This is a genomic window from Streptomyces sp. NPDC058620, assembly GCF_042717135.1.
Lineage (GTDB): Bacteria > Actinomycetota > Actinomycetes > Streptomycetales > Streptomycetaceae > Streptomyces.
Genome location: NZ_JBHXQO010000026.1, coordinates 24,010 through 49,420, shown reverse-complemented (window position 1 = coordinate 49,420; position 25,411 = coordinate 24,010). Strand labels below are relative to the sequence as shown.

The following is a 25,411-nucleotide window of genomic DNA, read 5'->3' as shown; positions in this document are numbered from 1 at the left end:
CGGCGGGGGTGGGGGCCCCGCGCGCGGCCCCGCCCGTCCCGGGCCCGGGGGGGGCGGCGGGGGGGGGGCCCCCCCCCCCCCACCGAAAGGGGTGAACCGTCGTAACTTTCCTGCTCCCGTGGCGTTCCGTCGCGATAAGGAGTCGTTGAGTTACTCAGGGTCAGGCTGCGGCCAGCTCCTTGCGGGCCTTCCGGCGCACCGCCGCTAGCCCCGGATCGAGCGCGGGCACGGCGGCCAGGAGCTGTTCGGTGTACGCGTCGCGGGGATTGCCGTACACCTCGTCGGCCGGCCCCTGCTCCACGATCCGGCCCTGCCGCATGACCGCGACCCGGTCGCTGACCTGCCGTACGACCGCGAGGTCGTGGGCGATGAAGACGAGTCCGATGCCCAGCTCGCGCTGGATTTCGGCGAGGAGCGCGATGACCTGGGCCTGGGTCGTGACGTCGAGCGCCGATACCGGCTCGTCGCAGACGATCACCTTGGGTCCGGCGGCGAGCGCGCGGGCGATTCCGACCCGCTGGCGCTGGCCGCCGCTGAACTCGTGCGGATAGCGTTCGTACCGGTCGGGGTCGAGTCCGACCCGCTCCAGCAACTCACCCACCCGGGCCCGGATGCGCTCCTCGTCGCCCTCCCCCGCCGCCCGGAGCGGGTCGGCCACGGATTCGCCGATCGAGCGCCGCGGGTTGAGCGAGGACACCGGGTCCTGGAAGACCATCTGGAGGTCCCGCCGGTACGGGCGCATCGCCTTCCCGGACAGCGAACCGATCTCCGTCCCGCCGTAACGGAGCCGCCCGGAGCTCGGGTCGAGCAGCCGTACGAGCATCCGCCCGAGCGTCGTCTTGCCACTGCCGCTCTCGCCGACGATGCCGAGGGTCTCGCCCGCGTGGACGGTGAGCGAGACCCCGTCCACGGCGGCGACCCGGTCGCGTCCCCGGCCGAACTCGCGTCGCAGGTCAACCGCTTCGAGCAGGGGCACCGCGTCGGCGTCCGCCCGGGGGCGAGGGACGGGCGTCACCCGTGGCGCGTCCACCCGCGGCACCGCCGAGAGCAGTTCCCGGGTGTACGGCTGCCGGGGCGCGCCCAGCACCTCGGCGACGGGGCCGCGTTCGACCTCCCGGCCCGCCCGCATGACCAGCACCTCGTCGACGCTCTCCGCGGCGACGCCCACGTCATGGGTGACCAGCAGAAGCCCCATGCCCGTCTCGTGGCGCAGGCCGTGCAGGAGGTCCAGGATCTGGGCCTGCACGGTGACGTCCAGGGCGGTGGTCGGTTCGTCGGCGATCAGCAGCCGCGGCTCGCAGGCCAGGGCCATCGCGATCAGGGCGCGCTGCCGCATCCCGCCGGAGAACTCGTGCGGCCGGGAGTGTGCCCGCCGGGCCGCGTCTGGGATGCCGACCCGGTCCAGGACCTGCACGGCCCGCGCCCGGGCCGCCCGCCTCGTAGCGGAGGTGTGCACCCGGTAGACCTCGGCGATCTGGTCGCCGACCGCGTAGTACGGGTCGAGCGAGGACAGCGGGTCCTGGAAGACCATGGCGGCCTGCGCCCCCCGCAGGGCCCGCAGCGCACGGTCGTCCGCGGCGCCCACGTCCGTACCCGCGACGCGGACCGTTCCGCAGACCCGGGCCCCCGTGCCGCGGTGCAGGCCCAGCAGGGCGTACGCGGAGGCGCTCTTGCCGGAGCCGGACTCGCCCACGACGCCGAGTGCGGCGCCCGCTTCCAGGGTGAACGAGAGGCCGTCCACGGCCCGTACGTCACCGAAGTCGATGGTGAGGTCCTCGACCTCCACCAGGGGCTGTGTCATGACAGGACCACCCGTCGGTCGGCCAGCGCGTACAGCAGGTCCGCGAGGGCATTGGCGAGCACCACGAAGAAGCCGGTCACCAGCACCATGCCGACGACCACCGGCAGGTCGACGACCTTGACGGCGTGGACGAGTTCGCGCCCGATGCCCGGAATCCCGAAGAGCGACTCGGTGAGCACCGCGCCGCCGAACATGGTGCCGACGTCGAGGGCGCTGAGCGCGATCACGGGCGCCAGCGCCCCGCGCAGCGCGTGCCGCCCGATGATGGCGCGTTCTGCGACCCCGTAGGCGCGGAAGGTGCGCACATGGTCGTCGGCGAGCGTCTCCAGCATCGAACTCCTGGTCAGCCGCGCGTACTTGGCGGCCTCGATGAGCGTCAGCGACACCCAGGGCAGCAGCAGCCCCCAGGCCCACTGCTCGGGGTTCTCGGTGAAGGGCACGTACGTCGGCGACGGGAGCCACTGGAGCGTGGAGCAGAAGACGATGATGAGCAGCAGCCCGATGACGAAGACGGGTGTGGCGGTGCCCGCGAGGGTCAGCCAGGTCAGCACCCGTTCGGTGATCCGGCCCCGCCGCCACACGGACAGCACGCCCGTTCCGACGCCGAGCACGACGTACCCGGCGAAGGCGCCGATGACGAGCGACCCGGTGGCGGGCAGCTTGGCCAGGATCAGCTGGGTGACCTGCTGATCGCTCTGGTACGAGACGCCGAGGCAGGGCGCGGAGCAGTGCTCGGTGCCGGTGCCGGTGGAGAAGTCGCGACCGGCGACGAGGCCCTGGAGGAAGTGCCCGTACTGCACGTACACCGGGTCGTTCAGCCGTAGTTGCTCGGTGACCTGGGCGACCTGGGCGGGTGAGCAGCGTGGGCCGCAGGCGATCTGGGCGACGTCACCGGGGGCGACGTAGAAGATCGCGTACAGGAGGACGGTGAGCGCGAGGAGCACGAAGACGGCGCCCCCGAGCCTGCGGAGTACGAATCCGGTCATGGGAGTCATGAGGACTGTTCCTTCTTCCGTCCGGTGCCGACCCGCAGCCGCGACGCGGCACGCGGGTCGAGTGCCGTGCGCACGCCCTCGCCGAGGACGGTCAGCGCGAGCACGGTGACGAAGAGCAGCCCGGTGGGGAGCAGCAGATAGGTGGGGGCCGCCTGGTACCAGGTGTCGGCCTCGGTGAGCATCTGGCCCCAGGACGGGGTCGGCGGTTTGATGCCGACGCCGAGGAAGGACAGAGCCGCCTCGACGACGATGTTGGCGGGGAACATCAGGGCCGCGTAGGTGATGACGGGCGCTGCGAGCGAGGGCAGGAGCTCGCGCCTCGCGATGCTCCAGGTGCCTCGTCCGCCGAGCCGGGCCGCCGAGACGAAGTCGAGGGACTTCAGGGCGAGTGCCTGGGCCCGCACGATCTTCGAGGTGCCGGCCCAGTTGATCCCGCCGATGACGAGGGCGATCAGGACGGGCCGGGGGAAGGACTCCGGGACGATGGCGAGGAGCGCCAGCGCGGTCACCATGATCGGCAGGGCGACGTTGATGTCGGTGATCCTGCTGAGGACCTGGTCGACCCAGCGGCTGCCGAGGGCGGCCGCGAGTCCGATGACGAGTCCGATGGCGACCTGGAGGACGGTCGCGACGACGGCGACGCCGAGCGAGACGCGTGCCCCGTAGACGATGCGCGCGAACAGGTCGCGGCCGGTCTGGGGTTCGACGCCGAGCCAGTGTTCCGCGCTGATGCCTCCGAAGGAGCCGATCGGCACGCCGCCGGCCGCCGAGTCGACGAGGTCGGGGTGGTACGTGTTCGGGTCCTGGCCGGCCAGCGCGGTGAGGAGCGGCGCGGCGAGTGCGACCAGGACGAGCAGGAGGACCACGGCCGCCGCGGCGGTGGCCGCGCGCTGTGCGCGCAGCCGCCGCCAGAACAGCCGGGCCCCCGAGGCGGGGGCGGCGACCGGCGCCGCTCCCGCCTCCTGGACCAGAAGTGCCTCGGACATGGTTACTTGACCGAGACCTGGGAGATGTCGAGGACGCCGGTCCAGTCGCTGATGACGACGTTCTTGACGTCCTGGCCGTAGAGCCGCTTGTAGACCGGGTGGAAGAGCGGCACGGTCAGCGCCCGCTCACCGATCTTCTTGTCCAGCGCGCCCCAGCGCTCGGCGGCGGCGCTCAGGTCGGTCAGCTTGTTGATCTCGTCGATCTCCTTGTTGACCGAGGCGTCGTTCAGGAAGCCGGTGTTGAAGTTGGCGCCGTTCTTCACGATCTGCCGGCCGTCGAAGATCGGCGCGAGGAAGGGGCCTCCGGAGGGCCAGTCGGCACCCCAGTGGGCGAGGAAGAAGCCCGGCTCCTTGTCGGCGCTGTGGATGGTGTCGGAGTAGTCGTTGCTCTCGAGACCCTGCAGTTCGACGGTGATCCCGGCCTTCTTGAGCGCGGCCTGGAGCGCCGTGGCGATCTCCGGGCTGGTCTCGAAGTCCTTGTCGTTGGAGTGGGTGAGGGTGACGGTCAGGCCCTTGGGGTGACCGGCCTCCTTCAGGAGTTCCCTGGCCTTCTCCGCGTTACCGGTCTTGCCTGCCGGGAAGTGGTCGTACGGCGTGTATCCGAAGGACTTCTGGTTGGGCAGATAGGTCGTGGCGGGCTCGGCGAGCGAGGACCCGCCGGCCGCGTTGACCACCGAGGAGCGGTCGACGGCGTACGCGATCGCCTGCCGCACCTTCGGGTCGTCGAACGGCTTCACCTTCGGGTTGAACGCGATGTAGTTCGTGTAGCCGAAGCGGCCGGTGCCGACGCGTGACGCGAGCGCCTTGTCGCCGGTGACCTTGGCGAGCTCGGCGGGGCCCAGGTTGGTGTCGGTGGTCACGGCCGCGGCGTCGGCGCCCTGGGACGCGGAGAGCCGCTGGTTGATGACCGCGGAGTCGAGCCCGGAGCGCACGTCGATCCGGTCCGGATACGCCTTGCGCTCCTCGTCCGTCGCCGCCGACCAGTGCGGGTTGCGCTCCAGGACGAGGCGCTCGCCGTCGTTCTCGTTCGTGACGACCTTGTACGGCCCCGACGAGACCGGGTGCTCCTCGTACTTCGTGCCGGTGTCCTTGGCCTTCGGTACGGGGGTGGTCTGGGTCTGGGTCGCCAGGTAGGGGAATTCACCCTCGGGCTTGTTGAGACGGAAGACGATGGTCCTGGCGTCCGGCACCTCGATGGAGTCGAGGCCCTTCTTGTCCTTGTACGGGCCCTGGTAGTCGGCTCCGCCGATCAGCCAGTCGCGCAGGTACGGGGCGCCGCCGGAGAGCTCGGCGGCGAACGAGCGCTCGATGCCGTACTTGATGTCCGCGCTGGTGATCGGGGTGCCGTCCTCGTACTTCAGCCCCTCCTTGAGGGTGTACGTCCAGACGGTGGCGTTCTCGCTGGGCGTGCCCAGGTCGGTCGCGAGGTCGGGGACGACCTTCGCACCGGCGGCGCCGTCCTCGCGGTTGCGGGTGGTGAGCGTACGGAAGACGAGGGAGGGGACGTTGCCGCCGCCGGAGGTGTAGAGCCGGGCGGGGTCGAAGTCCTCCTGCGGGTTGCTGTTCAGGACGGTGAGCGTGCCGCCCTTCCGGGGCTTGCCGTCGGCGCCCGATTCGCCGTCGCTCCCCTTGCTGTCCTGGGGCCCGGCGCAGGCAGCGACGCCCACAGCCAGGACCAGACCGACGGCTGCCGCTGCCACGCGGCGCGATATGACGGACGTTTGACGCATTGGAAGATGACCTCTCGGTGTACTGCTGGCAGGAATGAGGAAGGGTCCTTGCGCAGGCGACAGCGAGAAGTACGGGACAGAACACCGAAATGCCGCGCCTGCGGGCGGAATACGCCCAGGCGCGGCAGTCATGAATGGCCGAGGAACCGGAAAGGATCCGGGAAGATCCCAAAATGGTCCGGAAAAGGGCCGACGCGCGCTCGGGCAGGCGTCAGCGACAGAGAACGTCGGCTACGCAGATTCCGGTCACGCCGAGGAGCGCCAGCTCAATGGCGGCGCGCTCGGAGGTGACAGGACTGCGTGACATGCCGAGAAATATGAACGACCCGGTCGCCGATGTCAACGCGGAATGAGACGCCCGTCCCACCATCCGGACAGAGTGCGGATGCGGGGCCCTGAGCGGCCGTCACCGGCGAGGAGCGTGGCAGCCTCAATCGCCTGGATGCGCCCAGGGGTTGGGGCGGCACTTGATTCCGCCGATCTCCAGCGACTTGGTCTGCTGCTGCATCACCGGGGCCAGCTCGCCAGGGGTCTCGCAGTTCACGTGCCCGTAGCCCAGCCGGTGGCCGATCTCGTGGTTGATGAGCATCTGACGGTAGGCCATGAGCTTCTCCGGACCGAAGGTCGACGATCCCTGGGCCCAGCGGTAGGCATTGATCATCACGCGTTCGGTCGCGGCCGAATCGCAGGAGACGTTGTCCTGCATCGTGTCCAGGCCCGATTTCGCACACCAGGCTCCGGTGGTCCCCGGACTGGCCAGGGTGATCACGAAATCGGGTTCGCCCGAGGAGATCCGCTCGAATGTCATGGCACCGTTGTGTGCCCAACTACGGTCGTCGTTCAGCGTCTTCTGCACGGCGTCGGCGAAGAATCCGCTGTCGAGGCCGAGCCCCTTTTCGACATCGATCCGATAGCGGTACTTCTTTCCCTTGCCCGGCGCCTTCGCCAGTCCCGGAACCGCTTCGAATTCCCCGTCGGCCGCGAGCCCGGGAGCGAGCGGATAGGGCTTCGCCATCTTCTGCGCGTACGAGAGGGGCTTGACCTTGAGCACCTTCGGCTGCGGCGTGGGCCGGGTGTCGGAGCGGGAGGCGTCCTTGCTGCCCTCGCGGTCCACTCCGGCGGCCTGCGAGGCGATGTCCCGGTCGGCGTCCGTGTCCTGGGCGACCTGCCCGGCCACCACGACGGCGAGCACGGTCGTGACGGCGGCGGCTGCGATCCCGGTGAAGGTACGCCCCTTCCCGCCCTTGCCCGGTACCGCGTCCTCGGCCTCGGCCGCACCGTCCGGGAGCGGCCGGCTGTCATCCCATTCGGTGACCGAGACGTTCGGGTCGGCGGGCGGCGGGGAAGCCGGCGGGGCGCCGTCGAACGCGTCGACGAACTCCCGTCGGGGCCCGGGGACCGATGATGCCCCGGCCGCCGTGGGCCGCATCCCGGTGCGCCGGTCGGCCGCGCGCTGCGCCGCCTGCTGGGCCGACACCTGCCGGGCCACCGCCTGCTGGGCGGACACCTGCTGTGCGGGGTACTGCCCCGTGCCGGACATCTGCTGTGCCGTGGACCCGGTGCCGGACATCTGCGGCGGACGCCCTCGCGGCGCCCCGCCGCGGGCCGCTCCGGCGAATCCCGCCGGTCCGGGGGGCCCCGCCTGCCCCGGCCCTGCCGCCCGGCCCTGCCGCCCGGCGCCCTGCCACTCGCCGGACCGCTGCTGCGGCCCGGTTCCCCAGCCGCCGCCGGCCTCGCGCTGCTCGGGGTGACCTCCGCGTACCTGCGGCACGCCGTGGAACGGTGAATGACCGTCACCCCCGGCCGGCGTGGCGGCTCCGCGCCTGCGCCGTCCGTTGCCGGCCCCGGACGGGGCTGCCCCCGCCGGAGCGGCCCTTGACGGGCCCGTCCCGGGATCGCCGTCGGCGTTCCCGGCGCTCGTGCTGCCCTGGCTCTTGGCCTCGGGCCCCTTTCGGCTGTGTCGTCCCACGCCCCGGATCAGCTCCCGCCGCATTCGTCGAGCAGGTCCCGGAACGCCTGGGCGACCGTCTCCGGGTACTCCATCATCGCCACGTGCCCGGCCTCGGGCAGTGTCACCAGCCGGGCGTCGCGGAAGGCCGCGGACGCCCTGCGTGCCATCCGGTACGAGACGAGTTGGTCCCGTCCGCCGTACACCAGCAGGGTCGGTGCGAGCACCCGCTCGGCCTGGCGCCACAGTCCGTGCTGTCCGCCCAGTGTGTAGGCATCGACGATGCCCCGGGCCGAGCGCGTCGTGGCGTCCCAGAAGTACGGCAGCCCCAGTCGGCGCTCCATTTCCGCCACCGCGTGACGGAATCCTTCTTCGGAGACCCGTGCCGGATCGCCGTAACAGAGTGCCATGACACCGCGGGTGCGTTGTTCGGCGGTCCAGTCCTTCGTGAGCCGGGAGAAGAGGGAGGCGATGCCCGGAACGGCCAGCAGCGCGGTCGGCACGGCCGACCGCTGGACCCGGAGCTCCGGCAGCGCGGGCGAGATCAGGGTGAGGGTGCGCACCAGGTCGGGGCGGACGGCCGCGACCCGGGTGGCGACCGTGCCGCCCAGGGAATTGCCGAAGAGGTGGACCGGCCCGCGTCCCTCCGCGTCGAGCAGCCGGATCACGGCGCGCGCGTGCCCGGATACCGAGTAGTTGCCGTCGTCCGGCGGCGGCGAGTCCCCGAAACCGGGGAGATCCAGCGCCTGGCTGTCGGTCACGTCCTCCAACAGCGGCATCAGCGCCGACCAGTTCTGGGAGGAGCCGCCGAGCCCGTGGACGTAGAGGGCGGGATCGAGCCCCGTACGCAGCGGCGGCCGGGAGCGGACGGCCAGGGTGAGGCCCGCCAGCGTGACGGAGCGCAGTTCCTCCCCCTCGGCGACCCTGACGGCACTGACCGTGGGAGCGGCCGCGGCAGCGGCGGCTCGGATACCCGGCAGCTCGGTCGAAGACATGCGGCAATGTTACGAGACGATCACGCGCCGGTTCATGTGTTCGCGGTCACAGACCGCATAGCGGCTCGGCGGGGTTGCTCCTAGGCTGCAAGGGAGGGAAGGGAGACACCATGACGGTCGACCCCGGCGACCCGGACACGTTCGATGACGTCCAGCCCGACGAACCGGACCACGAGACCCCCGATGCCGATGCCGCTGAGCAGCATGCAGACGTCCAGCCGCGGAGCGACGACCCTCTTGCGAGCATCGACCGGGACAGGGCGAACGAGGCGGATGCCGCGGAGCAGATGCGTGTTGTCCCTCTGGACGAAGACGATTACCGGTAATACGCCCCGCTTTGCTCTCTGACTCCACACATCTGTGGCTATCGCAGTCGTCCGGTCCGTGAAATTCTGCGTCCGCGCCGCGCACACCCGGGTTACCCAAAAGTACGATGGCCGCACGGCGCAGCGTGCATGGAACAGCTGTGCTTGAACACAATTTTGGGAGGCGGCGTGACAGCCATCGAGCAGACAGAGGCAGCGCGCCCGCGGGGCACTCGCCTGCCCCGCCGTGCCCGACGCAATCAGTTGCTGGGCGCCGCGCAGGAGGTCTTCGTCGCGCAGGGCTACCACTCCGCCGCGATGGACGACATCGCCGAGCGCGCGGGCGTCAGCAAGCCAGTGCTCTACCAGCACTTCCCGGGCAAGCTGGAGCTCTATCTGGCCCTGCTCGACCAGCACTGCGAGTCGCTCCTCCAGGCGGTGCGTACTGCGCTGGCCTCGACGACGGACAACAAGCTGCGCGTCGAGGCGACGATGGACGCCTACTTCGCGTACGTGGAGGACGAGGGCGGGGCCTTCCGGCTGGTCTTCGAGTCCGACCTGACCAACGAGCCGGCGGTACGCGAACGGGTCGACCGGGTCTCGCTCCAGTGCGCCGAGGCCATCTCGGACGTCATCGCGGGTGACACGGGACTGTCCAAGGACGAGTCCATGCTGCTCGCTGTCGGCCTGGGCGGTGTCTCCCAGGTGGTGGCCCGTTACTGGCTCTCCAGCGGCTCCAGCATCCCCCGCGACACGGCGGTGCAGCTGCTGACCTCCCTCGCCTGGCGGGGCATCGCGGGATTCCCGCTGCACGGCATCGAACAGCACTGACCCGCCGCGAGCCGGGCCGGACCCCCGTGATCACCTCCGGTGTTCGCTGCGGGCGTTGCCGGTCGGGCCGTGGTCGGTCCCCTCACCGGGCTAATGTGTGCTGCGTACGGCGCGGTTCACCGCGCAGAGACTGACCGTCGGAGGGACATAGCCGTGGAGGTCAAGATCGGGGTGCAGCACACGCCCCGGGAGATCGTTCTGGAGAGCGGGCTTTCCGCCGAAAAGGTCGAGAGCGCGGTCGCCGAGGCGCTCGCCGGCAAGGCGCAGCTGCTCAGCCTCACGGACGACAAGGGCCGCAAGGTTCTGGTGCCGGCCGACCGGATCGCGTACGTGGAGATCGGCGAGCCCAGCACCCGGCGTGTGGGGTTCGGCGCGCTCTAGGCGCGACGCGAAGCACAGAAGGAGCGGCCCGGCGGATGTCCGCCGGGCCGCTCCTTCGTGCCGTGCGCGTTCACCGGGATGCGCCGTCGGCCGTCCCCCGGAGGTGTTCCCGCGGACTGCGGGAGGATTGCGTTCCGCGGGCCCCGGGTAGTACCGCCTACGACCGATTTGCCCTCCCCGCAACCCGCGAGGTGATCCTCTGTGATCTGGGAAACCTTCGGCTCCGTCGTGCTCGGACTCGTCCTCTCCTGGGCGGCGCTCCGCTCACTGCCGGACCGGCTCCCGCCCGTCCGTGCGGTCTTCGTCACCGGCGCACTGGGAGCCCTGTTCGGCGCGTTTCTGACGCACTCGGCGCTGGGGGCGGGCCATCTGCTGGCGACCCTGGCCGGTGCGGTGTTCGTCGGGACGGTGACGCTGTCCCTGCTGATCCGCCCGCGCAGCCGCCGTCTGGCCCGTTCGGCGGCGGCCCAGTAGGGCCGGGCCCCGCCGCGCGGGCGGCTTACGCCGCGAGCCCGAGGGCCGCCATCCGCTTGGTGTGCGCCTCGGTGATCCTGGAGAACATCCGGCCGACCTCGGCCAGGTCGAATCCGTCGGCCACTCCGCCGACGAGCATCGTCGACAGCGCGTCACGGTCGGCGACCACCCGCTGGGCCTGCGAGAGCGCCTCGCCCATCAGCCGGCGGGCCCACAGCGCGAGACGTCCGCCGACCCTCGGCTCGGCCTCGATGGCGGCACGCACCTTCTCGACGGCGAAGTTCCCGTGCCCTGTGTCGTCGAGCACGGCCAGGACGAGGGAACGGGTGTCCGTGTCGAGCCGGGCCGCGACCTCCCGGTAGAAGTCACTGGCGATCGAATCGCCCACGTACGCCTTGACCAGGCCCTCCAGCCAGTCCGACGGCGCGGTCTGGCGGTGGAAATCGTCGAGCGCCTTCGCGAACGGCTCCATGGCCGCCGTGGGCTCCTCGTCGATCGCCGTGAGCCGCTCGGTCAGCCGCTCGAAATGATGGAATTCGGCGGAGGCCATCTTTGCCAGCGCCGCCTTGTCACCGAGTGTGGGAGCGAGTTTGGCGTCCTCGGCGAGTCGCTCGAAGGCCGCCAGTTCCCCGTAGGCCAGTGCGCCGAGAAGATCGACGACAGCGGCGCGGTACTGCGGCGCGGCGGACGCGGTGGCCCAGTCCTGGGCGGCGATCCCGGTGAGTGCGGGGGCTTCATTGGCGTTGTCAGGCGTCTCCATGGAGCGCACAATAGCCGCCCGCGGGAGAGGCGTATGGGCCCGGTCGACCACGGACGTCACACCGTTCCGATGAATTCGCCCAACACACATGCGCGAATCCGGGGTACAGTGGTATTGCGCTTACTGAGCATTTGACTGTGCTCGGAGCGCTTTTGAATGAGGATGCCCGGTCGGTGGCCCGATCGGCTCCGACCCGACAGCCCTCCACGCGGGGCGTACGACACGTACGACCGCAGATGAGGGGCCCCCTCAGCGGCACGAGCGCTCGAGCGACGGCAGTGGTCCCGCGCCACCCGGCCCATCCACGGCCGGATGACCAACCCCGGCACGGTACGACCCCCAGCGTTCGCCTCGGACCGCGTCTCACAGAAGAGGCAGCACCCTGACTACGTTCCGCGACCTCGGAATCCTTCCCGAGACGGCCGAAGCCCTTGAGGCAGTCGGCATCATGTCCCCCTTCCCCATCCAGGAGATGACGCTCCCCGTAGCGCTCTCCGGCTCCGACGTCATCGGCCAGGCCAAGACCGGCACCGGCAAGACGCTCGGCTTCGGTCTCCCGCTCCTGGAGCGCGTCACCGTCCCCGCCGACGTCGAGGCCGGGCGTGCCGCGCCCGACAAGCTGACCGACGCGCCGCAGGCCCTGATCGTCGTTCCGACCCGTGAGCTGTGCCAGCAGGTCACCAACGACCTGCTGACCGCCGGCAAGGTCCGTAACGTCCGCGTCCTCGCGATCTACGGCGGCCGTGCGTACGAGCCGCAGGTCGAGGCCCTCAAGAAGGGCGTCGACGTGATCGTCGGCACCCCGGGGCGTCTCCTCGACCTGGCGGGCCAGCGCAAGCTCGACCTTTCGCACATCCGTGTGCTCGTCCTCGACGAGGCCGACGAGATGCTCGACCTGGGCTTCCTGCCCGACGTCGAGCGCATCATCACGATGCTGCCGCCGAAGCGCCAGACGATGCTGTTCTCGGCGACCATGCCGGGCGCCGTCATCAGCCTCGCGCGGCGTTACATGTCGCAGCCGACGCACATCAACGCCACCTCGCCCGACGACGAGGGCACGACCGTCAAGAACACCGCGCAGTACGTCTACCGCGCGCACAACATGGACAAGCCGGAGATGCTCTCCCGCATCCTCCAGGCCGAGGGCCGCGGCCTCGCGATGGTCTTCTGCCGTACGAAGCGCACGGCGGCCGACATCGCCGAGCAGCTGGCGAAGCGCGGTTTCGCCTCCGGCGCGGTCCACGGCGACCTCGGCCAGGGCGCCCGTGAGCAGGCGCTGCGCGCCTTCCGCAACGGCAAGGTGGACGTCCTCGTCTGCACCGACGTCGCCGCGCGAGGTATCGATGTCGAGGGTGTCACCCACGTCGTCAACTACCAGTCGCCCGAGGACGAGAAGACCTACCTCCACCGCATCGGCCGCACCGGCCGCGCGGGGGCCAAGGGCATCGCGATCACGCTGGTGGACTGGGACGACATCCCGCGCTGGCAGCTGATCAACAAGGCGCTCGACCTGAAGTTCCCGGACCCGGTCGAGACGTACTCCACGTCGCCGCACCTCTACGAGGAGCTCAGCATCCCGGCCGGCACCAAGGGTGTCCTGCCGCGTGCCGAGCGCACCCGTGCGGGTCTGCGGGCCGAAGAGCTCGAGGACCTCGGCGAGACCGGTGGCCGCGGCCGCAAGTCCGCCGCATCGGCCCCGGCGCCCGTCCGTGAGGAGCGCCCGGCCCGTACGCCGCGCCAGCGTCGTCGTACGCGTGGTGGCAGCACGCTCGAGGAGGGCGCCGCCACGGTGCCCGCCCCGGCCACCGAGGCCGTTGTCGAGCCGGCCGACGCCGATCCGGCGGAGCCGCGCACGCCGCGCCGCCGTCGCCGTGCCCGCGTCGGTGCCCCCGAGGGCGTCGCCGAGGCAGCGGTCGCCGTGGCCGAGGCCGCACCGGTCGCCGTCGAGGACGTGGCGGAGCCCGTGGCCGAGGAGAAGCCACGCCGCCGCCGTGCCCCCCGTGCGACCGCCGCCGAGCCGGTGGCCGAGACGGTGACGGAGACGGTGACGGAGGCCGCCGCGCCCAAGACGAGGGCCACCCGGAGCAAGGCCAAGGCGGAGGCGGCGGCGGACTTCCAGACCGTCGCGGCGGACGCCGTCGCGGCCGCCGAGCCGGTGACCAAGCCGCGCCGCCGCGCCCGTGTCGTCAAGCCCGCGGTCGACGAGGTCGACTTCCAGATCGCCCCGCCGACCGAGCCGGTGACGGAGACGCGCCGCCGGACGCGCCCCGCCGCCAAGCCGAAGACGGAAGCGGTCGTGGAGGCCCCGGCCGCCGAGGGCGAGACGAAGCCGCGCCGCCGCCGTGCCCCCCGTGCGACCGCCGTGAAGGCGGAGGCCGCCGAGGCAACCGCGCCCGCAGTGGCCGAGGGCGAGTCCGAGGCCCCCGCGAAGCCGCGCCGCCGCCGTGCCCGCACGACGACGGCGAAGGCCGAAGCCGCCACGGCCGAGAGCTGATCCACCGCACGACACGAGGGGCCGGGTACTCCGCACCACGCGGAGCACCCGGCCTCTCGTACGTGTGCCCCGGCCGCGCCGCCGACCGGCGATAGCCTCGTCCCATGAGCCGGCCACCCACCTTCACTCCGCCGCCCTGCGCCCGCGCGCACACGCTGCGTACCGCGCGCGGGGACTTCGCCGTGCTGGACGCAGTACCGCGTACCGAGGCGCACTCCACCGCGCTCCTGCTGCCCGGTTACACCGGCAGCAAGGAGGACTTCATCGCCCTGCTCGAACCGCTCGCCGAGGCCGGTTACCGTGTGGTCTCCGTGGACGGCCGCGGGCAGTACGAGTCGACGGGGACGGACCGTCAGGAAGCTTACGCACAACCGGAGTTGGCCCGCGATGTGCTGGCGCAGGCGGAGGTGCTCGGTGCCGCCGGACACCGCATCCACCTGCTGGGCCACTCGCTGGGCGGTCAGGTCGCCCGCGCCGCCGTACTACTGGACGCCTCCCCCTTCCGCTCACTGACCCTCATGTCCTCCGGACCCGCAGAGGTCGCCCCCGGCCAGCGGGACAGGATCAAGATGCTCGGCGACGCACTGCGCACGCTGACCATGGCGCAGGTGTGGGAGGCCATGCGCGCCCTCGACCCGCCGCAGGACGCCGACACCGGCGACGGCGAGGACCTGCGCCGCCGCTGGCTGAGCCACAGCCCCGCGCAGCTCCTCGCCACCGGCGCCCAGCTGTCCGTAGAGCCGGACCGGGTCGCGGAGCTCGCCGCCCTGCCCCTGCCCGTCCACGTCGTGTCCGGGGAGAGCGACGACGTCTGGCCCGTGGACCGGATCGACGACATGGCCCGGCGGCTGGGCGCCCGCCGCACCACCATCGCGGGCGCCGAGCACTCCCCCAACACCGCGCGGCCCCTGGAGACGGCGGCGGCGCTGGTCTCGTTCTGGGACAGCCACTGACCCCGCGCCCACGACGGCGAACGGCCACCTGACGCCCCCCATGACCGGGAGCGTCAGGTGGCCGCCCGGCTCAGTACTGCGACTGCAGGTGCTGCCAGAAGCCGTCGCGCAGGGCGCGCCGCAGGTGGGCGTGGCCCCGCAGGGAGTGCTGGAGCAGCCGCTCGGCCTCCACCAGCAGGTCCTGGTCGACGGAGCCCGGCAGATAGGGATGACCGGGCAGCAGGTCGGCCAGGGACTCACGGCCACGGGCCGAGAGCCAGGTGGCGGCGATCTGCGCGCCCACGAAGCGGACGCTCTCGCGCGAGGGCGCCGGGCTGTCGTCCTCGTACGTGGTGACGGAGCGCCGTGTGACGTAGGGGCGGCAGAAGTCGAGGTCGAACGTGCGCGTGCTGTCGACCTCCCACAGCAGCGGCTCTGCCTGGTTGCGCCCCTCCCCCGCCTCGATGCCCCAGAGGTGGACGCGGGCCCCGTACCCCTGCGCCGCCTCGACCGCCGACACCAGGTCCTCGTCCCCGCCCACGAGCGCCGCGTCGCTGATGGCACGGTGCCTGGCGAGTGATTCGAGATCGGTGCGGATGAGTGAATCGACGCCCTTCTGCTGGTTGTTGGCGTTGAGGTTGCCCAGCCTGACCTTGACGTCGGGGAGTTCGGCGATGGACTGCTGCTCGACGTTGTGGATACGGCGCCTGGCCCCGTCGTACCAGTAGACGCGCAGCAGCCTGCTGTCCGCGAAGATAGTCCGCGCCTTGTCGATGAATGCCTCGATCATCCCTTCCGCGTCGAGGTCGAAGTTGCGGCGGTCCTCCGTACCGGTGACGAGCAGTCCGGCCGCGGCGTACACATATCCCGCGTCCACGAAGATCGCGTGGGTCGAGGGAGTCTTCGACACCTCCGCGAGCACGCGCGTGAGCAGTGCGTTGGTGCGCTCCAGGCACTCGCGGATATCGGCCTGGCCCTCCGTCTGCGCGTCCGCTTCGTTCATGCGGACCTCGTCGGCCGCGGCTGCGCAGCTGCTACCTGGTAGTTAGACATCCAAAAAATTTCCTTAGCGTAGGGAATGTTTGCAGAAGGCAAGCCGTTGTACCCCTTGTGGAGCGCGGGACACCATGCCTTGTGCTCCTCATCCTTGCGGACGGGTAGCCCCGTCCTGACAGCAGTTCTCCAGCAGGAGGATCAGACGAAGGGAAGCCATATGCGCTTCGAGATCATGCGACTCGACGATGTCGACGGTACCGCCGTGGACAGCACTGTCGTGGACGCCGCCTCCGTCAACCGGATGGTGCAGCAGGCCGCAGCCATAGGCCAGCGCATCTACATCCGGCCGGCCGACAGTTCGGCCTCGTAACGCCTGACACAGCATTACGCCGCTAAAGACGAGCGCCCCCGTACGGAAGGACCGTACGGGGGCGCTGTGGTGTCCGGGTTCAGGCGTTCTGGATGACCTGGGTGACACCGTTGATGATCTGCTGGACGGCGATGGCCGAGAGCATCATCCCCGCGAGCCTGGTCACCAGCACCACGCCGCCGTCCCTGATGACGCGGATGATCAGCAGCGAATAGCGCATCGCGAGCCAGAGCACGACGTGCATGGCGACGATGGCGGTCCAGACCGAGATCTGACCGGCCGCACCGTCGGCGTTCTGAACCGCGAGGATCACCGAGACGATCGCACCGGGGCCGGCGAGCAGCGGCATGCCCAGCGGTACGAGCGCCACGTTGACGTCCTTGGTCTGCGTGGGCTCGTCGGTCTTGCCGGTGAGCAGGTCCAGCGCGATGAGCAGCAGGAGGAGTCCGCCCGCGATCATCAGCGCGGGGACGGAGACATGGAGATAGTCGAGGATCTGCTGGCCGAGCAGACCGAAGACGGCGATCACGCCGAAGGCGACCGCGACGGCCTGGAACGCCATTCTGCGCTGGACCTTGGCGGGCCTGCCGGCGGTGAGGGCCAGGAAGATGGGGGTGATTCCGGGCGGGTCCATAATCACAAAAAGCGTGAGAAAAAGGGATCCGAAGACAGCGACGTCGAACACAGTGAGCCTTGCGAGTGGGGAGCGGGTCGAACAGGAGGGGCGCGGCCCGGCGGCAGGGGTGAAGACAGCCGTGAGCGGCCGTGGTGGCCGGGCGCGCGAAGGTGTGACGGGACTGCGGGGAGTACGGCGCGGACGCCGCGTGCCTTACGGGCGGCGGGGTCCGCCGGCGCCCGGCACCGGGAAGGCTCCCGCCGCGCGCCGGGTGATCTCGCCGTAGATCTCGGGGTCGGTGGTGTATTCACCGAGCTGCACGGTCTTGCGGGTGCCGTGGTAGTCGCTGGACCCGGTGGTCAGCAGCCCCAGGTCGCCGGCGAGTCCGCGCAGCCGGGCCCTGGTGGGCGCGTCGTGGTCCATGTGGTCGACCTCGATGCCGTCGAGCCCTGCCGCGGCGAGCAGCGCGATCGACTCCTCGGGCACCACCTCGCCGCGCTTCACGGCCAGGGGATGGGCGAAGACGGTGACGCCGCCCGCGGCCTTGACCAGCCGGATGGCGTCGAACGGGTCGAGTTCGTGCTTCTCGGCGTACGCGCGTCCGCCGTTCGCGAGCCACTCGGGCGTGAAGGCGTCGGAGACGGTCTCGACGACGCCGAGGTCGACGAGCGCGGTGGCGATGTGCGGGCGGCCGACCGAGCCGTCCCCGGCGATGGCCGCGACCTGCTCCCAGGTGACGGGGACACCCAGCTCCTGGAGCTTGAGCACCATGGCCTGTGCGCGCGGCACCCTGTCGTCCCGTACCAGCTCGCGCTCGCGGGCCAGTTCGGGCTCGTGGGGGTCGAAGAGGTACGCCAGCATGTGCAGGCTCACTCCGTCGATGCGGCAGGAGAGCTCGGCGCCGGTGACGAGGGTGAGGCCGTCGGGCAGGGCCGCGACCGCTTCGGCATGGCCCGCGACGGTGTCGTGGTCGGTGAGGGCGACGACGTCCAGACCCGCGGCGGCGGCGTTGGCCACCAGCTCGGCGGGGGTGTCCGTGCCGTCCGACGCGGTGGAGTGGGTGTGCAGGTCGATGCGCACGACGCTTACTCCAGTGCTCGCAGCCGGACAGGGGGACGCTCAAGGATAACCGGCGCACGCACTCCCCCGGTCGGCCGTCCGGCCCGTCAGGGCGGAGTGAGCAGGCGCGGGGTCAGCGCGCCGCACGGCACGAGATCCACTTCCGCACCGGCGTCGCGCAGATCGGTCAGGACGAGCTCGTCGTACATCAGGAGCCCGGACTGTTCGGGCCAGACGATCGCCCAGAGCCACAGCCCGCGCGCCTCGCCCGCGAAGACGGCCCGGTCGTCCGGGGTCCCCTTGACGTGCCAGAGCGGTGTCGGGCGTCCGGCGGCGTGCACCTTGGCCTCGGGGGCCCCGTCGACGCACAGCCGCGGGCCGGGGTCGGGGCCGTCCAGGCCGGCGTACCGCGCGCCGAGCCCGACACCGAGCTCCTCGGCGACGAGCAGCAGTTCACCGAATCCGCCGAGCGGACCGGGACCCGAGCAGGCGACGACGGTGGCGCGCCCGCCGCTGCGGTCGTCCCCTGCCGAGGCCACGCCCGTGAACAGCCAGCCCACCGGCAGCGGCCAGGGCATCCACACCGGGACCTGAGCCCGGTGCACCACGACTCCCAGCGACTCGACGCTGGGTGGGATCACCGGCTGCATCGGGTGCACCTGGCCGTGCACGGAGCACTGCCAGGAGTCGGCAAAGAGACCGGGCGCCCTGACCCGGCCACCGCACTTCGGGCAACTGGGTTCGCCCCTCATAGCGTCCAACGGTCCTCTCCGGTGGTCGCCGCGTCAAGGACGATCACCCGTCCGCAGCGTGGCCTTGACCGGGGAAAATAGATGCGTTTTACACTTATTAGATTGCCTAACTCATTCCGCGCATAAGACATCGAGCCGACGGAGAGCAAGAGAGCCGTGCGGGGAGTGGACCCCTCCGACGGCGGCACGGCCTTCGCCAACCGACCGCCGCGGCCCTCCCTTTGCTCCCCGCCCGCGCCTCCCCCTCCTGGCCGCGGGCGAGGTCTGTGCCGTTCGTCTCAGTCCGGTGCGACGCCTCAGTCGAGCGCCACGGACGTACGCAGCGGATCACGCAGATCCGTGCCCTGCGACAGCCACCGCTCCTGAAGCTCCTGCGCACCCCTGACCCGCTTCCAGGCGGCCTCGTTGTGCGTCATCGGCAGAAGCGGCAGGAAGTGCACCGGGTCCATCGGCTCGTCCAGCTCCAGGTCTTCGACCAGCCCGCCGGGCTCGGCGACCAGGACGGAGCTGAAGGGCGCTCCGGGCCACAGCGGCTGCCCCACGTCGAGGGAGGCGCCGGGCGCCACGATCAGCCCCTCGACCTGCGGGGACGCGGCCAGCACGGCCAGCGGTCGCAGCACCTGGTCGGTGTCGGCGAGCCCCACCCGTACCGACAGGATCAGCTCGGCGCGCGGACCCTTCACCGGGTCGGCAAGGGGCGAGGTGGGGTCGGCCATCGGCTGCCCGGACATGCCGAGCGTGGCGTACCGCACCACGTCGCCGTCGATGAAGCGGAGAACCTCGATACGGTCCGTACCGAGGAAGGTCACGTCGGCGCGTGCGTCCGGTTCGCCCAGGGCGGTACGGAGCCGGGCCTCGACCAACGCAAGAATTTCTTCCATGCCGCGAGCATAGGACGCGTCAGAAACGGGCAAAGAAAGGGATTGACCCCGAGTCGGCTGGTAGCCTGGCCGCCAGCCGGGACAGCACGCAGAAGCGTTGCTCTCTCAGTCCCGGCACACGTCGTCCCTCACGGGGGACCGGCCGGAGGAGGTGGGGACTGTCATGGATCCAAGTCGACCGTGCAGTACCAGCCGCTCTTCCGCCCGACGCCTTCCCTCTGTCTCCTGAAGCCTTCACGGTCCAGGCCAACGGCAGTTCGCGCGACGGAAGAGCCCCTCGTTTTTGCCTGTCTGTAGCGAACGCCGTCATCGCGCTGCCGCGGTGCCGCCCGCTTTGCGGACGTAGTGACACGTCCCCATTCCGGGCTGTTCCACGTGCCCGCCGACGGCCCTCCGTGAAGGAGCCAGCCATGTCGATGATCCGTGACCTGCGCGCCGCCGTGCGCCCGTCCCTGCGCAAGAGCAACGCCCCCTACAACAGCTACGACACGACCCGCGACCCCTCCGCCTCCAGCGCGGTCGTCGACTGCGCGGTCTATCGCGACGGACGGCGCCAGGAGGCGGCCGGCTGCCAGACCCCGCACGAGGCGATGCTCCGGGTGCGCGAGGACGGCGGCTTCGCCTGGATCGGTCTCCACGAGCCGACGGAGGAGGAGTTCGCCGGTATCGCCCGGGAGTTCGGCCTCCACCCGCTGGCCGTCGAGGACGCGGTCCACGCACACCAGCGCCCCAAGCTGGAGCGGTACGACGACACGCTGTTCACCGTCTTCAAGACCATCCACTACGTGGAACACGCCGAGTTGACCGCGACCAGCGAGGTCGTCGAGACCGGTGAGGTCATGTGCTTCACCGGCCGGGACTTCGTCATCACGGTCCGGCACGGCGGTCAGGGTTCACTGCGCGCCCTGCGCCACCGTCTCCAGGACGACCCCGAGCTGCTGGCCAAGGGCCCGTCGGCCGTGCTGCACTCCATCGCCGACCACGTCGTGGACGGGTACATCGCGGTGGCGGAGGCGGTGCAGGACGACATCGACGAGGTGGAGATCAGCGTCTTCTCCACCCCGGCGAAGGGCAGCCCGCGCGGTTCGGACGCGGGCCGGATCTACCAGCTGAAGCGTGAGGTGCTGGAGTTCAAGCGGGCCGTGTCCCCGCTCCTGCGCCCGATGCAACTGCTGAGCGAGCGGCCCATGCGGCTGATCGATCCGGACATCCAGAAGTACTTCCGCGACGTGGCCGACCACCTGGCCCGGGTGCAGGAGGAGGTCATCGGCTTCGACGAACTGCTGAACTCGATCCTCCAGGCCAACCTCGCGCAGGCCACCGTCACGCAGAACGAGGACATGCGCAAGATCACGTCCTGGGCGGCCATCATCGCCGTACCGACGATGATCTGCGGGGTGTACGGCATGAACTTCGATCACATGCCTGAGCTTCAGTGGACGTACGGCTATCCGATGGTGATGGGCGTCATCGGCGTCGTCTGCTTCTCCATCCACCGCACCCTCAAGCGCAACGGCTGGCTCTAATAGAGTGCGCGCCATGACTGCTGCTGCTGACGTGCTGCTGGGCCGGGCTCTTGTCGAGGAGGCCACCAAGAAGTCCGGGCTCATCTGGGTCCGGGGCACCGGCCACGCCAGGGCCCTGTGGCACGTCTGGCACGAGGGCGCCGCCTACCTGGTCGGCGACGGCCCCGGCGAGCAGCCGCTCCCGGACGGGCTCACGGACGGGGCGGCGGCCGAGGTCACCGTGCGCAGCAAGGACAAGGGCGGCCGGCTCGTCGTCTGGACCGCCGCGGTGACCGAGCCGGCGCCGCGCTCAGAGGAGTGGGCGGCGGCGGTCGCCGAGCTCAAGGGCAAGCGGCTGAACGCGCCGGACGCCGAGCTGATGACCGAGCGCTGGGCGCGCGAGTGCCGCGTGCTGCGGCTGGAGCCCGGCGAGTCCCGGACGGAGCTGCCCGACTCCTCGCTGGCCGCGGTGCCGCTGCCGACCGGGGCGACGACCAGGCGGCCCGTGCCCGCCGCGCTCCCCCGGCTGCTGCTGAAGCGGCGCCGGAAGAGCTGACGGGACTCCAGGCCCCGGCCCTCAGCTGGAGGACTTGGGGAGCTGGCCGCCGTAGTCGACCGTCTCCTCCTCGGGCGGCGGCTGCAGGGTGAAGGGCCTGCCCCAGTCGGCGAGCGTGACCGTGCCCCCGCCTCCGCCGCGCGCGACCCGTACGGGGTACGGGGTGCCCTTCAGCGAGACGTCGAGCGCGCCGCCCTCACCCTTTCCGCCCATGATCTGCACGGTGGGGACCCCGGCGACCTTGTCCCGGTCACCCTTGTTGACCTCGCCCTGCAGGGCGAGCAGGCCGTCGAGCAGGATCTTCTTGTCCGTGAACCCGCGCAGCTGCTTGTACGTGGGGTCGCCCTCGGGCACCTTCACGTACTTGCCCTGGAGCTTGTCGGCGGCGGCCTGATCGCTCTTCTCGCCCTTGTCGCTCGTCTCGGGGTTCCAGAAACCGGCGTCGGCCTTGAGGAAGAGCTCGTCGCCGATCCGCAGCAGTGCGAAGGTGTTCTTCTTCGAGGTGACGGAACCCGTGCCGCCCTGGGCGTTGAGCTGCATGTTGAGCCGGTACGTGCCGCCCTTGCTGACCAGGGTGCCCGCGAGACGTACCGCGTCCGCGGAGTCCGCGGCAGCTCTGGTCTTCTTGTCGATCTCCGCCGCGCCGAGTTTGCCGATGCCGTTGGTGCCCTTGTCCGGGTCCTCTCCGGCGCACGCCGTGAGGGCTGCGGTCAGCCCCGCACAGAGCACTGCGGCGAGGACGGTCCGGTGATGGGCCCGGACGGCCGGGGCAAAAGAGGTCACGGGCGCACTGCCTCTCATCTGCGTGTCGGGGGTGGCAGACGGCAGCGTACCCGTGCCGACTACGCCTCTTCGCAGAGAGCCGTACGGACGGCCCGCCGGGGCGCCGCGGAGCGGTACGGGCTAGCCTGATCCCGGCATAAGGGTGCATTCACAACAGAGTCGGAGGAGGTGCACGGGATGGTCGCGGGCGCTCCCAGGATCTTCGTCTCACACCTGTCCGGTGTGCCCGTCTTCGACCCCAATGGGGACCAGGTCGGCCGGGTCCGTGACCTCGTGGCGATGCTGCGGGTCGGCGGGCGCCCGCCGCGGTTGCTCGGCATGGTCGTCGAGTTGACGAGCCGGCGGCGGATCTTCCTGCCGATGACCCGGGTGACGGGCGTCGAGTCCGGTCAGGTCATCACGACCGGCGTGGTCAACATGCGGCGCTTCGAACAGCGCCCGACCGAACGTCTGGTCCTCGGCGAGTTCCTCGACCGCCGGGTCCGGCTGGTGGAGACCGGCGAGGAGGTGACCATCCTCGACGTATCGATCCAGCAGCTCCCGGCCCGCCGCGACTGGGAGATCGACAAGTACTTCGTACGCAAGGGGCGCGGCGGTGCGCTGCGGCGCAAGGGCGAGACCCTGACCGTCGAGTGGTCGGCGGTCAGCGGCTTCTCGCTGGACGAGCACGGGCAGGGCGCCGAGAGTCTGGTGGCCACGTTCGAACGCCTGCGGCCCACGGATGTGGCCAACGCCCTGCACCATCTGTCGCCGAAGCGCCGTGCGGAGGTCGCCGCCGCGCTCGACGACGACCGGCTCGCGGACGTCCTGGAGGAGCTCCCCGAGGACGACCAGGTGGAGATCCTGGGCAAGCTCAAGGAGGAGCGGGCCGCCGACGTCCTGGAGGCCATGGACCCGGACGACGCGGCCGACCTGCTCTCCGAGCTGCCCGAGGAGGACAAGGAGAGGCTGCTGGCACTGATGCGTCCGAACGACGCGGCGGACGTGCGGCGCCTCATGGCGTACGAGGAGCGGACGGCGGGCGGTCTGATGACGACCGAGCCGATCGTGCTGCGGCCGGACGCCACGGTCGCCGACGCGCTCGCCCGGGTCAGGCAGTCCGACCTGTCCCCCGCGCTGGCCGCGCAGGTGTACGTCTGCCGCCCGCCGGACGAGACCCCGACGGGCAAGTACCTCGGCACGGTGCACTTCCAGCGGCTGCTGCGCGATCCGCCCTTCACCCTCGTCGGCTCGATCGTCGACAGTGACCTCGTACCGCTGTCTCCGGACACCCCGCTGCCCGTCGTCACCAGCTACCTGGCCGCGTACAACCTCGTATCGGTGCCTGTCGTGGACGTGAGCGGATCGCTGCTCGGCGCGGTGACCGTGGACGACGTGCTCGACCACCTGCTGCCGGAGGACTGGCGCGAGGCCGACTTCCTCGGCGAGGAGGGGATCGCCCGTGGCCGGTGAGGAGCGCCCGAGGGCGGCGTCGACGGGCTCCTCGGGCCTCGTGCGCCCACCGCGGCCCCGGCTCGACCAGCCGAAGTCCCCGCGGCGCCGTCTGCTGCCTGAGTACGACCCGGAGGCGTTCGGCCGGTTCTCTGAGCGCATCGCCCGTTTTCTGGGCACCGGACGGTTCCTCGTCTGGATGACGCTGATCGTCATCCTGTGGGTGGTGTGGAACATCTCCGCGCCCGTGGGGCTGCGGTTCGACGAGTACCCGTTCATCTTCCTGACCCTGATGCTGTCGCTCCAGGCCTCGTACGCGGCCCCCCTGATCCTGCTCGCGCAGAACCGGCAGGACGACCGCGACCGGGTCACCCACGAGCAGGACCGCAAGCAGAACGAGCGCTCCATCGCCGACACCGAGTACCTCACCCGGGAGATCGCCTCGCTCCGGATGGGCCTCGGCGAGGTCGCCACGAGGGACTGGATCAGGTCGGAGCTGCAGGACATGGTGAAGGACATGGAGGACCGACAGGTCCTCTCGCAGGTGGAGAGTGACGAAGGCGACCGTTGACGGGTTACCCGGGCGTAGGGGCATGCGCCGTAACATCGTCGGTATGGCTACGGAAGACGCGGTGCGTGAAGCACTGGCGACAGTGAACGACCCGGAGATCCACCGTCCGATCACCGAACTCGGCATGGTGAAGTCCATCGAGATCGACGCGGACGGTGTTGTCGCTGTCACGGTGTATCTCACGGTCTCCGGCTGTCCGATGCGCGAGACCATCACCAACAACGTGACCGAAGCGGTGGCGCGCGTCGAAGGCGTGTCCCGCGTCGAGGTCACGCTCGACGTCATGAGCGACGAACAGCGCAAGGAGCTCGCGAGCTCGCTGCGCGGCGGCACGGCGGAGCGTGAGGTGCCGTTCGCCCAGCCCGGCTCGCTGACGCGGGTCTACGCGGTGGCGTCCGGCAAGGGCGGCGTCGGGAAGTCCTCGGTGACGGTGAACCTGGCGGCGGCGATGGCCGCCGACGGGCTCAAGGTCGGCGTCGTGGACGCGGACATCTACGGGCACAGCGTGCCGCGCATGCTCGGCGTGGACGGCAAGCCCACCCAGGTCGAGAACATGATCATGCCGCCGTCGGCGCACGGCGTGAAGGTCATCTCCATCGGCATGTTCACGCCGGGCAACGCCCCGGTGGTGTGGCGCGGTCCGATGCTCCACCGCGCGCTCCAGCAGTTCCTCGCCGATGTGTACTGGGGCGACCTGGACGTCCTGCTGCTCGACCTGCCGCCGGGCACCGGTGACATCGCGATCTCCGTGGCCCAGCTCGTACCGAACGCCGAGATCCTCGTCGTCACCACCCCGCAGCAGGCCGCGGCCGAGGTCGCCGAGCGGGCCGGCTCCATCGCCGTGCAGACCCACCAGAAGATCGTCGGTGTCGTCGAGAACATGTCGGGCATGCCCTGCCCGCACTGCGACGAGATGGTCGACGTGTTCGGTTCGGGCGGCGGTCAGCGGGTCGCCGAGGGTCTGACGAAGACCGTCGGTGCCACGGTGCCTGTGCTCGGCTCCATCCCGATCGACGTACGGCTGCGCGAGGGCGGCGACGAGGGCAAGCCGGTCGTCCTGTCCGACCCGGACTCCCCCGCCGGAGCCGCGCTGCGCTCCATCGCGGAGAAGCTGGGGGGCCGTCAGCGCGGCCTGTCCGGCATGTCCTTGGGGATCACCCCGCGCAACAAGTTCTGAGCCGTGACGCGTAAGGGGGCGGCCTCCTCGGAGGCCGCCCCCTTACGCGTCCACGCGTTGTCCGCGGCCGGCCGCTCAGCCG

The 25,411-nt window shown here is 70.7% G+C and carries 26 protein-coding genes; 12 read left to right on the top strand and 14 right to left on the bottom strand.

The window, feature by feature from the left end:
• Window positions 1–160: 160 nt before the first annotated feature.
• The 7 genes from ACFWSK_RS22825 to ACFWSK_RS22795 form a co-directional block, all read right to left on the bottom strand.
• Complete coding sequence (locus ACFWSK_RS22825; protein ID WP_383789160.1) at window positions 161–1,801, bottom strand: ABC transporter ATP-binding protein; 1,641 nt, start codon at window positions 1,799–1,801, stop codon at window positions 161–163.
• Entirely contained in the window at window positions 1,798–2,787 is a 990-nt protein-coding gene (locus ACFWSK_RS22820; protein ID WP_383789237.1) for an ABC transporter permease, read from the bottom strand. Before ACFWSK_RS22820 ends, ACFWSK_RS22825 begins: the two co-directional genes overlap by 4 nt.
• A 5-nt stretch (window positions 2,788–2,792) precedes the next feature.
• The gene (locus ACFWSK_RS22815) at window positions 2,793–3,782 is read right to left on the bottom strand and encodes an ABC transporter permease (RefSeq protein WP_383789158.1); all 990 of its coding nucleotides are present in this window, start codon (window positions 3,780–3,782) and stop codon (window positions 2,793–2,795) included.
• Window positions 3,783–3,784: 2 nt separating this feature from the next.
• On the bottom strand, window positions 3,785–5,512 hold the full coding sequence (locus tag ACFWSK_RS22810) for an ABC transporter substrate-binding protein (protein WP_383789156.1): 1,728 nt from the start codon (window positions 5,510–5,512) through the stop codon (window positions 3,785–3,787).
• 211 nt (window positions 5,513–5,723) lie between these two features.
• Entirely contained in the window at window positions 5,724–5,819 is a 96-nt protein-coding gene (locus ACFWSK_RS22805) for an Ms4533A family Cys-rich leader peptide (protein WP_328905709.1), read from the bottom strand.
• Window positions 5,820–5,942: 123 nt separating this feature from the next.
• Window positions 5,943–7,505, bottom strand: coding sequence for a DUF3152 domain-containing protein (locus ACFWSK_RS22800; protein WP_383789153.1), 1,563 nt, complete (start codon window positions 7,503–7,505; stop codon window positions 5,943–5,945).
• Window positions 7,490–8,455, bottom strand: a complete 966-nt coding sequence (locus tag ACFWSK_RS22795) for an alpha/beta fold hydrolase (RefSeq protein ID WP_383789151.1) — start codon at window positions 8,453–8,455, stop codon at window positions 7,490–7,492. The genes ACFWSK_RS22800 and ACFWSK_RS22795 overlap by 16 nt, the downstream gene beginning before the upstream one ends.
• Before the next feature lie 110 nt (window positions 8,456–8,565).
• Between ACFWSK_RS22795 and ACFWSK_RS22790 the strand changes: the two genes are divergently transcribed.
• The 4 genes from ACFWSK_RS22790 (at window position 8,566) to ACFWSK_RS22775 (ending at window position 10,446) form a co-directional block, all read left to right on the top strand.
• On the top strand, window positions 8,566–8,781 hold the full coding sequence (locus ACFWSK_RS22790) for a hypothetical protein (protein WP_383789149.1): 216 nt from the start codon (window positions 8,566–8,568) through the stop codon (window positions 8,779–8,781).
• Between the two features lie 168 nt (window positions 8,782–8,949).
• On the top strand, window positions 8,950–9,591 hold the full coding sequence (locus tag ACFWSK_RS22785; protein WP_173315720.1) for a TetR/AcrR family transcriptional regulator: 642 nt from the start codon (window positions 8,950–8,952) through the stop codon (window positions 9,589–9,591).
• Between the two features lie 153 nt (window positions 9,592–9,744).
• Entirely contained in the window at window positions 9,745–9,972 is a 228-nt protein-coding gene (locus ACFWSK_RS22780) for a DUF3107 domain-containing protein (protein ID WP_173315718.1), read from the top strand.
• A 201-nt stretch (window positions 9,973–10,173) separates the two neighbouring features.
• Window positions 10,174–10,446 carry a hypothetical protein gene (locus ACFWSK_RS22775; RefSeq protein ID WP_383789146.1) on the top strand — a complete coding sequence of 91 codons (273 nt, stop codon included), beginning with the start codon at window positions 10,174–10,176 and terminating at the stop codon, window positions 10,444–10,446.
• Between the two features lie 25 nt (window positions 10,447–10,471).
• On the opposite strand, the gene ACFWSK_RS22770 is transcribed toward ACFWSK_RS22775, so the two are convergent.
• The gene (locus ACFWSK_RS22770) at window positions 10,472–11,215 is read right to left on the bottom strand and encodes a ferritin-like fold-containing protein (RefSeq protein WP_383789143.1); all 744 of its coding nucleotides are present in this window, start codon (window positions 11,213–11,215) and stop codon (window positions 10,472–10,474) included.
• 439 nt (window positions 11,216–11,654) lie between these two features.
• Here ACFWSK_RS22770 and ACFWSK_RS22765 point away from each other — a divergent pair, with 439 nt between their 5' ends.
• Together ACFWSK_RS22765 and ACFWSK_RS22760 are read left to right on the top strand one after the other, a co-directional pair.
• Entirely contained in the window at window positions 11,655–13,700 is a 2,046-nt protein-coding gene (locus tag ACFWSK_RS22765) for a DEAD/DEAH box helicase (RefSeq protein ID WP_383789140.1), read from the top strand.
• Window positions 13,701–13,804: 104 nt separating this feature from the next.
• On the top strand, window positions 13,805–14,653 hold the full coding sequence (locus tag ACFWSK_RS22760) for an alpha/beta fold hydrolase (protein WP_383789138.1): 849 nt from the start codon (window positions 13,805–13,807) through the stop codon (window positions 14,651–14,653).
• Between the two features lie 70 nt (window positions 14,654–14,723).
• Here the strand turns inward: ACFWSK_RS22760 and ACFWSK_RS22755 are convergent, their stop codons facing one another.
• Complete coding sequence (locus tag ACFWSK_RS22755) at window positions 14,724–15,635, bottom strand: NYN domain-containing protein (RefSeq protein ID WP_383789135.1); 912 nt, start codon at window positions 15,633–15,635, stop codon at window positions 14,724–14,726.
• Between the two features lie 210 nt (window positions 15,636–15,845).
• On the opposite strand from ACFWSK_RS22755, the gene ACFWSK_RS22750 reads away from it, so the two are divergent.
• Complete coding sequence (locus tag ACFWSK_RS22750) at window positions 15,846–15,998, top strand: hypothetical protein (RefSeq protein WP_383187436.1); 153 nt, start codon at window positions 15,846–15,848, stop codon at window positions 15,996–15,998.
• A 79-nt stretch (window positions 15,999–16,077) separates the two neighbouring features.
• On the opposite strand, the gene ACFWSK_RS22745 is transcribed toward ACFWSK_RS22750, so the two are convergent.
• From ACFWSK_RS22745 to ACFWSK_RS22730, 4 genes are all read right to left on the bottom strand, one after another.
• Window positions 16,078–16,683 carry a MarC family protein gene (locus ACFWSK_RS22745; RefSeq protein WP_383789132.1) on the bottom strand — a complete coding sequence of 202 codons (606 nt, stop codon included), beginning with the start codon at window positions 16,681–16,683 and terminating at the stop codon, window positions 16,078–16,080.
• A 144-nt stretch (window positions 16,684–16,827) separates the two neighbouring features.
• The gene (locus ACFWSK_RS22740; protein WP_383789129.1) at window positions 16,828–17,694 is read right to left on the bottom strand and encodes a PHP domain-containing protein; all 867 of its coding nucleotides are present in this window, start codon (window positions 17,692–17,694) and stop codon (window positions 16,828–16,830) included.
• 86 nt (window positions 17,695–17,780) lie between these two features.
• A complete protein-coding gene (locus ACFWSK_RS22735; protein ID WP_383789127.1) occupies window positions 17,781–18,425 on the bottom strand; it encodes a DUF6758 family protein in 645 nt (214 codons plus the stop codon).
• A 296-nt stretch (window positions 18,426–18,721) separates the two neighbouring features.
• Window positions 18,722–19,306, bottom strand: coding sequence for a suppressor of fused domain protein (locus ACFWSK_RS22730; protein WP_383789124.1), 585 nt, complete (start codon window positions 19,304–19,306; stop codon window positions 18,722–18,724).
• A 410-nt stretch (window positions 19,307–19,716) separates the two neighbouring features.
• Between ACFWSK_RS22730 and ACFWSK_RS22725 the strand changes: the two genes are divergently transcribed.
• Window positions 19,717–20,832 (top strand): magnesium and cobalt transport protein CorA, encoded by a 1,116-nt coding sequence (locus tag ACFWSK_RS22725; RefSeq protein ID WP_383789122.1) that lies wholly within the window; start codon window positions 19,717–19,719, stop codon window positions 20,830–20,832.
• Window positions 20,833–20,845: 13 nt separating this feature from the next.
• Window positions 20,846–21,367: a hypothetical protein gene (locus tag ACFWSK_RS22720; protein WP_383789119.1), complete on the top strand. Its 522-nt coding sequence runs from the start codon at window positions 20,846–20,848 to the stop codon at window positions 21,365–21,367.
• Between the two features lie 21 nt (window positions 21,368–21,388).
• Here ACFWSK_RS22720 and ACFWSK_RS22715 read toward each other — a convergent pair whose 3' ends face one another.
• Window positions 21,389–22,150, bottom strand: a complete 762-nt coding sequence (locus tag ACFWSK_RS22715) for a hypothetical protein (RefSeq protein ID WP_383789117.1) — start codon at window positions 22,148–22,150, stop codon at window positions 21,389–21,391.
• 177 nt (window positions 22,151–22,327) lie between these two features.
• On the opposite strand from ACFWSK_RS22715, the gene ACFWSK_RS22710 reads away from it, so the two are divergent.
• From ACFWSK_RS22710 to ACFWSK_RS22700, 3 genes are read left to right on the top strand one after another with little or no spacing between them, the layout of a single operon-like run.
• Complete coding sequence (locus ACFWSK_RS22710) at window positions 22,328–23,602, top strand: magnesium transporter MgtE N-terminal domain-containing protein (protein ID WP_383789114.1); 1,275 nt, start codon at window positions 22,328–22,330, stop codon at window positions 23,600–23,602.
• On the top strand, window positions 23,592–24,152 hold the full coding sequence (locus ACFWSK_RS22705; protein ID WP_383789111.1) for a DUF1003 domain-containing protein: 561 nt from the start codon (window positions 23,592–23,594) through the stop codon (window positions 24,150–24,152). The genes ACFWSK_RS22710 and ACFWSK_RS22705 overlap by 11 nt, the downstream gene beginning before the upstream one ends.
• Before the next feature lie 43 nt (window positions 24,153–24,195).
• The gene (locus ACFWSK_RS22700) at window positions 24,196–25,329 is read left to right on the top strand and encodes an Mrp/NBP35 family ATP-binding protein (protein ID WP_362835586.1); all 1,134 of its coding nucleotides are present in this window, start codon (window positions 24,196–24,198) and stop codon (window positions 25,327–25,329) included.
• Window positions 25,330–25,411 lie beyond the last annotated feature (82 nt).